We start from the raw sequence: 7,426 nt of genomic DNA, 5'->3' as shown, positions 1-7,426 counted from the left end.
TACACAAACGTTTCACTCGTTGTTCAGTTTTCAAAGAACAATCTTCATTCCAGCGCTTCGGCTCATTGCCTCTTTCGCTTCGTTCACCGTGTTTCTCATCGGCGACTTTTATAATATACCATAGCCTACAAACGAACGCAAGTACTTTTTTTAAAGTTTCTTTAAAGATTATGTAAAAGCCTATTCCCTTGCTGATAGAGTAGCTCTATCACCTTATTCAAGCAGTCGGAAATAGACTCTTATCGAGCGTGTTCAAAAAGGTCACCTTGCAGTACCGAGAAGTACAAGTTTTCGCGAGAAAACTACATCGGAAGCATCCCTCGAAAAAGGATGCTCGCAGTGTAGGTGAGACCACAAGAGCACCTGAACTATTTTCAAAGGAAACATACTATTGTCCAATTACTTCATCAATCCAAATATGACGCTCCTGCACAAGCTGGACAATCTGACCGTCAACAGAAACCCATGGACGTGTAGGATGTCCATGCTCTGTAAATACAATCCGCCCCACGCGTCCATCGCTTAATTTCACGAACGACCCTTGATGCAGCTGTGTCACCTTATGATTAAAGATCTGCACCATTTCGGGATTTAACTTTCCGAACGACTCTTCTTTTAACTGCTCTAAGACAACATAAGGAGATGACGCCTTCTGGTAAACACGATTCTGTGTCATCGCGTGGAACATGTCGGCAATGGCGACGATTTTGGCATAAGGATGGATTTGTTCTCCCTTTATACCTAATGGGTACCCGCTTCCGTCCATTCGCTCATGATGCTGCAAGGCGGCAAGCTTGACCCCATCGTTCAAAGCCGGAACATTGCGCAGCAGCTCATAGCCATAATGGGTATGGCGTCTTATCTCGACTCTCTCTCTGTCGGTGAGCGAATCTCTTTTATTCCATATATCTTCGTCTACCTTGGCCTTGCCAATATCGTGCAGCAAACCAGCCAATGCAATCTGCATACCTTCTTGGGCTGGGAACGAACTCCACTGGCCCAGCAAATATGAGGTCAGCGCCACAGCGACCGATTTATGATACAAATACTCCGTCACATCTCCATGCAACTGGGCTTTGATTTGCGGATGAAAAGTTAGAGGAGAGTAATGCTTGCTACGGGCTAGCAGCCATTCCATCTGCTGACGCAGCTCAAGAATGGGGATTTTGGATGTACCTAAAGTATGGTAAACGTTTTTTAACAAGTTCACCATTTGCATCCATGCTTCGACGAAGCCGATATTTTCCACGCTGTTAACATGGTCCTTCCTTTTTGGTGTTTCCACTGTAGGCTCGCTTATTCGCGCCGCAGGAAAATCAACCTCAGCTGTGGCAGAGAACTCGGCTTGAGCCGTATGAGAGGTGCTAACAATGACAACTGACTTAATTAAGAATGCATCGAGCACGTCCAAATCCCGGACACTCAACATCCTGCCCTTTTGCATTAAAATGCCGCCGAGCGTCGTATGTACGTCATCTTCCAAGCTATCGCCTGGCTTTAATTGAGAAACAGGGGTTAACACCATATGGACATTACACACTCCTGCGATTTTGTTTGAGGTGAATTGCTTAATAAGAAGGGGCGCATCCTATTGATGTACGCCCCTAACTTAGTTTTACTGTTCGCTTGCCCCATCTTCGTCTGAATCAGCAAGCTGGTCGACTTGAGTGTTATGTTCCTCGAGCAACTCGCCGTTCTCATCAAGAGAAGCATCGTCTTCTTCATTTTTATCGCAGCGGCTTACCGTAGACACGGAATCATCGTCACGAATATTAATTAATTTAACGCCTTGTGTATACCGTCCCATCTGGGAAATTCCAGACATGCTCGTACGGATAATCGTCCCGGATGCGGTAATAATCATCAAGTCTTCTTCATCTTGAACGACCTTCAAGCCGACGACCGGACCGTTCTTATCTGTGACGTTAATCGTCTTAATCCCTTTACCGCCACGACTTTGAATACGATAATCGGCCATTGGCGTCCGTTTGCCGTACCCTTTGGAAGTGACGATCAAGACTTCGTTATCGATTGTAACGACATCCATACCGATGACGGCATCTTTCTCTACAAGCGTAATACCTTTGACGCCGGTCGCCGAACGACCCATCGAACGGACATCACTCTCAGGGAAGCGAATGGACATTCCATTCATCGTTCCCATGATGATCTCCTGTTCGCCATCGGTAAGACGGACACCGATAAGATCGTCATCCTCGCGCAGGTTAATGGCGATTAGGCCGCCCTTGCGAATATTAGCATAGTCATTCAACGGCGTCTTCTTCACGATCCCTTGACGGGTTGCAAAGAACAAGTAGTTATCATCGTCGAATGTCTCTACCGGAATGACGGCGTTGATCGATTCTCCCTGTTCGATTTGAATCAGGTTGATAATCGGCGTACCTCGAGCGGTCCGGCTCAAGTCCGGAATTTCATATGCTTTGATGCGGTACACTTTCCCTTTGTCCGTAAAGAACATCAGGTAGTGGTGAGAGTTGGATACGAATAAATGCTCGACGAAGTCGTTATCTTTCGTGTCCATTCCCACAACCCCGCGTCCGCCCCGCTTCTGGTTGCGATACGTCGTTGCTGGAAGACGCTTGATATATCCGCTATGGGTAATAGTGATGATGACATCCTCTCTCGGAATGAGGTCTTCATCCAGGATGCTATCTTCGCCAATCGTAATTTCCGTGCGGCGATCGTCACCATACTTCTGCTTCACTTCTTCCAACTCGTCATTAATGATGGTCAGGACGAGCTGCTCGTTCGCCAAAATTTCGCGATACTCTGCAATTTTGAGAAGAAGCTCTTGATATTCGGCTTCGATCTTCTCGCGTTCCAATCCAGTCAGGCGGCGCAGACGCATGTCCAAAATCGCCTGAGCCTGATCGAAGCTGAGTCCGAAGCGCGATATTAAGCCTTCGCGCGCTTGTTCGTCATTTTGAGAGCCGCGAATGAGCGCGATAATCTCATCGATATGGTCAAGCGCGATACGCAAGCCTTCAAGAATATGGGCACGCGCCTCTGCTTTCTTCAGTTCGTACTCGGTACGGCGCCGGATGACTACAATCTGGTGCTCCAAGTAATAATAGAGCATGTCATGCAGATTCAACACGCGCGGCTCTTGGTTGACGAGCGCCAGCATGTTGCAGCCGAAATTAGACTGCATGGCAGTATGTTTATACAGATTGTTTAACACAACGCTCGGATTCACATCGCGGCGCAATTCAATAACGATGCGCATCCCATTGCGGTCCGATTCGTCCCGCAAATCCGTAATGCCGTCGATGCGCTTCTCGCGCACCAACTCGGCAATCTTCTCGACAAGACGCGCCTTATTGACCTGATAAGGCAGCTCGTGCACGACAATGCGCGCCTTGTTATTGTTCTCTTCGATAGTCGCTCTGGCGCGCATCGTGATTGAACCGCGTCCAGTCGTGTAAGCTTGTCGAATGCCTTCACGTCCGATAATTAATCCTGACGTTGGGAAATCCGGCCCCTTAATATATTCCATCAAATCCAGCGGCGTCAATTCCGGATTGCGGATAAGCGCCTGCAATCCGTTAATGACTTCCGTCAAATTATGCGGAGGAATATTGGTCGCCATCCCGACCGCAATTCCCGATACCCCATTGACAAGCAGGTTCGGGAATCGCGCAGGCAGAACGACTGGTTCCTGCTCTTCCCCATCATAGTTCGGGGCATAGTCAATCGTATCTTTGTTAATATCGCGCAGCAGCTCCATCGCTATCTTGGAGAGGCGCGCTTCCGTATATCTCATGGCCGCGGCGAAGTCGCCGTCGATAGAACCGAAGTTACCGTGTCCATCTATCAACATGTAGCGGAGCGAGAAGTCCTGCGCCATGCGCACCATCGTCTCGTATACCGCCGAATCACCATGCGGATGGTACTTACCAATGACTTCGCCGACGATTCTGGCCGATTTCTTATGGGGCTTGTCCGGCGACATGCCGAGTTCTGACATCGCATACAAAATACGACGATGTACCGGCTTCAAGCCATCCCGCACATCCGGCAACGCACGGCTTACGATGATGCTCATCGCGTAATCCAAGAAAGATTCCCGCATCTCGGTTCCGATATCACGATCCCTGATTTGCGATTGTTTTTCTTCCGCCATGTTGGACCTCCTCATATTTCGTCTTTAACAGCGTCCACATTGTATGGCAAAAAGCAAAAATTTGCTCAGCAAGCGAAAACGGCTCCCAAGCCCCAATATCGGGGACGAACCGTTTCCACGGATGAATATCATTTTTCCTAAAAAAACGGCATGCCTCTTCGATTGGAGGATAACCGTTTTAAGTCGATGAATAGCCACACGATTCATGTGAAGTCAAATGAAATCTTCCTGCATTCATCAAGTCATACGGATAAAATCATATTCATCAATTCCATAACTACGCTATTTTCATTATATTACTTTCACAAAAGAGATACAATTAAACGTTCCATGAAACCGCCCAAAACCCGAACATTTTCCACAAAAAATAGGTTTTTGTTCTATTCCTCTTCAACCATAACGCCATACATTGGTATAAATCGTCTAATTGAGGGAGCAAATTGTTCCAGCAAGAAGACGTAAGCGACTATACTCCGTAAAGGGTGATGCATTTTTGTCCATTCGTCGCGTGTTCAGCAAATGGAAAAAGACCCGCAATCTGCAAAGCTCATCGTTAAAGCGATACATTCCGGAGACAGCGATCTTCAATTACGACCGCTTGGGAGAAATGTTAACCCGCCATAAGATGGTGTACGTAAAGCCGGACAAGGGAACCCATGGGAATGGCGTCATGCGCGTAAAACAGCACTCTGGCACATCCTTTGAGCTGAGGGAAGGCGTCTCAACCCAGACTCTCAATTCCTTAGATAGCTTGCATGCAGCAATCAAAACACGAATCGGCAAACGAATGTATTTGGTACAGAAAGGCATTCATATGATGACCCACCGGGGCCGAAAATTTGATTTACGCGTCTTGGTGCAAAAAAACCTGGATAACAAATGGGAATCGATGTCCATCTTGGGCCGGAAAGCGGCAGCTCATAAAATTGTGACCAATGTGAGCAATGGCGGTAAAATGGAGACTCTGTCCAAGCTGCTCCATTCCCGCCTGAATGATGCCTCCATCCGCAGATTAGGTCGTGAGCTCGAACAATTAGGTGTATCTACCGGCCGGGAATTAAGCCGAACCTATAAGGGACTTAAAGAGCTGGGAATAGATATCGCGCTCGACAAAAGCATGCATCCATGGATACTTGAAGTGAACACCAACCCTGCTATCTATGTGTACCGCACCTTTGATCCGCGTGCTTATCGGCGAATTTTCCGCAATGCCAAAGCGTATGGACGCTTTGGCCAGAAGTAACCTTCAAGCCGCAATCCCTCAAGGTAGCCCCGGAGAGATATTCATACACCAATGCCCCAGTCCTTAGAACTGGGGCATTGAAATACTCCGAACAATTAGGCAAGGCACGTTGGCTCGCGTTAAATATCTAAGTTCTTAACAAACTTCGCGTGACGCTGAATGAAATCGCGGCGCGGTTCGACATTGTCCCCCATGAGCGTATCGAATACTTCATCCGCTATTTTGGCGTCATCGAATGTGACTTGAAGCATTTTACGGCTTTCCGGATCCATCGTCGTCTCCCACAATTGCTCCGCGTTCATTTCCCCGAGACCTTTGTACCGCTGCACGTTGACTTTCACGCCTTCGCCAAATTCCGCGATAATCTCATCCTTCTGCTTATCGCTATCGGCATAACGCACAACCTTGTTGCGCTCAATCTTATAGAGCGGCGGCTGCGCAATATACACGAAACCAGCTTCGATGAGTTTGCGCATGTAACGATAGAAGAATGTCAACATCAGCGTTCGAATATGAGCGCCGTCCACATCAGCATCCGTCATAATAATGATTTTGTGATAGCGTGCCTTCGACAAGTCGAAGTCTTCCCCAATGCTCGTACCTAAAGCGGTAATAATCGCTCGAATTTCTGCATTGGATAGTATTCTATCCAGCCGGGACTTTTCGACGTTCAAAATTTTACCCTTCAGCGGCAAAATCGCTTGGAAATGACGATCTCGCCCTTGCTTCGCCGAGCCCCCCGCGGAGTCACCTTCGACGATAAAGAGCTCACATTGTGCAGCATCCTTGGAGGAGCAGTCCGCCAGTTTCCCTGGCAGAGAGCTAACCTCGAGCGCACTCTTTCGGCGCGTCAATTCGCGGGCACGACGTGCCGCTTCGCGAGCACGGGAGGCTTGCAAGCCTTTTTCCACTACTTTGCGTGAAACCGCTGGATTCTCATTCAAGAACTCCATAAATTTCTCAGAGAAGACGGACTCTACGATGCCGCGTACTTCACTATTGCCGAGCTTTGTTTTCGTCTGTCCTTCAAATTGCGGTTCTGGAATTTTGACCGAAATGATGGCGGTCAATCCTTCCCGCACGTCATCGCCGCTCAAGTTGGAGGTGCTATCCTTCACCAAGTTCGTCTTGCGAGCATAATCGTTAATGATGCGAGTAAGCGCGCTTTTGAATCCGGATTCGTGCGTACCACCTTCATGCGTATGGATGTTGTTGGCAAATGAATAAATGTTCTCGGTATAGCTATCGTTATACTGAAGTGCGATTTCGCACGTAATGTTATCTTTTGCGCCCTCTACGTAAATCGGAGGCTCGTGCATTTTTTCACGGTTACGGTTCAAATAATCGACGAATTCCATGATTCCGCCTTCGTATCTAAACGTTTGCGATTGTCCAGTCCGTTCGTCACTAAGGACCATTTCGATGCCTTTATTCAAGAAGGCAAGCTCGCGAATCCGGGAAAGAAGAATATCGTATTCGTATTCGGTCGTTTCCGTAAACACTTCCCGATCCGGTTTGAATTTAACGGTCGTTCCCGTATCCGTCGTCTCACCGATAATTTCCAAGTCTGCCTGCGGCGCACCGCGGCGATATTCCTGTTGGTGGATATAGCCGTCCCGCTTTACGGTAACCAACAGCACTTCTGACAATGCGTTGACGACCGATACCCCGACGCCATGCAAGCCGCCGGATACTTTGTAGCCGTCTCCGCCAAATTTTCCTCCTGCGTGCAAGACAGTCATAACGACCTCTACCGCAGGACGCTTCAATTTCTCTTGTACCCCTACTGGAATCCCGCGTCCGTTGTCAATGACCGTGATGCTGTTATCTTCATGGATGATCACTTGAATCTTCGTACAGTAACCGGCCAACGCCTCATCAATACTATTGTCGACCACTTCCCATACCAAATGATGAAGCCCTTTGGAACTGGTTGAACCGATATACATCCCTGGCCGTTTGCGTACGGCTTCCAAGCCTTCCAATACCTGAATCTGGCTCTCATCATAAGTATTCTGATTCAAAGACATGCCCTTCAC

Annotated in this window: 4 protein-coding genes; 1 reads left to right on the top strand and 3 read right to left on the bottom strand. The window is 48.1% G+C overall.

What is annotated here, in order from left to right; genetic code table 11:
* Positions 1-388: 388 nt before the first annotated feature.
* Both LQV63_RS24535 and gyrA read right to left on the bottom strand, forming a co-directional pair.
* A complete protein-coding gene (locus tag LQV63_RS24535; RefSeq protein ID WP_233698648.1) occupies positions 389-1,525 on the bottom strand; it encodes an HD-GYP domain-containing protein in 1,137 nt (378 codons plus the stop codon).
* 90 nt (positions 1,526-1,615) lie between these two features.
* Positions 1,616-4,144, bottom strand: a complete 2,529-nt coding sequence (gene gyrA, locus LQV63_RS24530; protein ID WP_233698647.1) for a DNA gyrase subunit A — start codon at positions 4,142-4,144, stop codon at positions 1,616-1,618.
* 493 nt (positions 4,145-4,637) lie between these two features.
* On the opposite strand from gyrA, the gene LQV63_RS24525 reads away from it, so the two are divergent.
* A complete protein-coding gene (locus LQV63_RS24525; RefSeq protein ID WP_233698646.1) occupies positions 4,638-5,387 on the top strand; it encodes a YheC/YheD family protein in 750 nt (249 codons plus the stop codon).
* Between the two features lie 119 nt (positions 5,388-5,506).
* On the opposite strand, the gene gyrB is transcribed toward LQV63_RS24525, so the two are convergent.
* Positions 5,507-7,417, bottom strand: a complete 1,911-nt coding sequence (gene gyrB, locus LQV63_RS24520) for a DNA topoisomerase (ATP-hydrolyzing) subunit B (RefSeq protein ID WP_233698645.1) — start codon at positions 7,415-7,417, stop codon at positions 5,507-5,509.
* Positions 7,418-7,426 lie beyond the last annotated feature (9 nt).

The sequence above is a fragment of the Paenibacillus profundus genome (assembly GCF_021369635.1).
Taxonomy (GTDB): Bacteria; Bacillota; Bacilli; order Paenibacillales; family Paenibacillaceae; genus Paenibacillus_B; species Paenibacillus_B profundus.
Note: the sequence above shows the minus strand (reverse complement) of the source record. Positions and strands in the feature narration are given on the sequence as shown.

What these genes read in the sequence shown, in the direction of transcription:
- LQV63_RS24535 (WP_233698648.1), bottom strand. Translation starts at nt 1,525, where the DNA reads ATGGTGTTAACCCCTGTTTCTCAATTAAAGCCAGGCGATAGCTTGGAA.
- gyrA (WP_233698647.1), bottom strand. Translation starts at nt 4,144, where the DNA reads ATGGCGGAAGAAAAACAATCGCAAATCAGGGATCGTGATATCGGAACC.
- gyrB (WP_233698645.1), bottom strand. Translation starts at nt 7,417, where the DNA reads ATGTCTTTGAATCAGAATACTTATGATGAGAGCCAGATTCAGGTATTG.